Origin of the sequence: Pseudarthrobacter enclensis (assembly GCF_030811655.1) — a bacterium.
In the GTDB taxonomy this organism is placed as follows: Bacteria; Actinomycetota; Actinomycetes; order Actinomycetales; family Micrococcaceae; genus Arthrobacter; species Arthrobacter enclensis_A.
The window spans coordinates 1-1,481 of sequence record NZ_JAUSRE010000056.1 but is presented as its reverse complement, the minus strand read 5'-3'; the positions used below and the strand labels follow the sequence as shown (position 1 = coordinate 1,481).

Here is a 1,481-nt window from a genome sequence, read left to right as displayed (position 1 = left end):
CCCCGTTACCTTTTTCGTAGCCCGTTCCTGTTGCAGGATGAGGGTGTGTTGGCCGGTCGGTCCCGGCATGGTTTCTGCCCCCAGTCGTTTCATGATCCGGGGGGTGTTGTCACCGGGACCGGCTTGGCGGCAGCTGATCGCTGATAGAGGCACGACGACGGGTCCTTCGTAACGTGGATGCCGACTTCTGCCGCCGTTGACCAGCCAGTACGACACTGAACGCGGGAACAAGGGGGCGGTATGGCGGTGATCTTGGATCAGCAAGACATAGACGTTTTCATCGGTTTGGACGTGGGGAAATCCGGCCACCATGCTGTGGCGTTGGATCGTTCGGGAAAGAAACTGTTCGACAAGGCCCTGCCGAACGACGAATCGCGGTTGCGCGAGATCCTCGATTCATTGTCAGGGCGTGGGAAGGTCCTGCTCGTCGTGGATCAGCCGGCCACCATCGGAGCGCTGCCCGTTGCGGTCGCCCAGGCTGCCGGCGCGACGGTTGGCTATCTGCCGGGCCTGGCAATGCGCAGGATCGCGGACCTACACCCGGGCCAGGCCAAAACCGACGCAAGGGACGCAGCGATCATCGCCGAAGCAGCCCGGTCCATGCCGCACACACTGCGCTCGATTGCTTTGGAGGATGAAACGCTGGCCGAACTCGGGGTCCTCTGCGGCTTCGATGACGACCTCGCGGCCCAGATCACCGCGACGTCCAACCGGATACGCGGGCTGCTCACCCAAATTCACCCAGCCCTTGAGCGGGCTTTGGGCCCGCACCTCGACCACCCGGCTGTGGCCGACCTGCTCACGCGGTACCCGACACCGGCTGCCCTGAAGACCGCTGGCCGTGGACATGTCCGGGCACGTTTGAAGAAGCACGCACCACGAGCCGCGGAACGACTCACCGACGCGGTTTTCAACGCGCTCGAAGAACAGACCGTCGTGGTGGTGGGCACCCACGCCGCCGGGATCGTGCTTCCGAAACTGGCAGAACAGCTCCTCTCCCTGCGCCATCAGCGCGATGCCATTGCCGCCCAGGTGGAAACGCTTGTGGAGGCCCACCCTCTTTACAAGGTCCTGACTTCGATGCCCGGCATCGGAGTCAGGACCTGCGCACGGATCCTGACCGAAGTGACCGGTAAACACTTCGCCAGCGCTGCACACCTGGCCTCTTACGCCGGCATCGCACCAGTGACGCGCCGCTCCGGGACGTCGATCAGGGGTGAACACACCAGCCGGCGCGGCAACAAGAAACTCAAACGTGCCTTGTTCCTCTCAGCCTTCGCGGCGCTGCACCACCCGCCGTCACGGGCTTACTACGATCGCAAACGGGCCGAAGGCAAACGCCACAACCAAGCCCTCATCGCCCTCGCACGTCGCCGCTCAGACGTCCTCTTCGCCATGCTCCGAGACGGAACCCTCTACCAGGAGCCGGAACCACGAAACCACCCCGCAGCGGCTTGACGAAAACCATAGAGGCACCCCCC

2 protein-coding genes are annotated in these 1,481 nt (G+C 63.9%); one reads left to right on the top strand and one right to left on the bottom strand.

Annotation, left to right across the window (positions count from 1 at the left end; translation table 11 throughout):
• On the bottom strand, positions 1-312 hold a 312-nt coding region (locus J2X98_RS22165; RefSeq protein ID WP_307312677.1), incomplete at its 3' end, for a hypothetical protein.
• Between J2X98_RS22165 and J2X98_RS22160 the strand changes: the two genes are divergently transcribed.
• Entirely contained in the window at positions 241-1,458 is a 1,218-nt protein-coding gene (locus J2X98_RS22160) for an IS110 family transposase (protein WP_307312676.1), read from the top strand. The genes J2X98_RS22165 and J2X98_RS22160 overlap by 72 nt on opposite strands.
• Positions 1,459-1,481 lie beyond the last annotated feature (23 nt).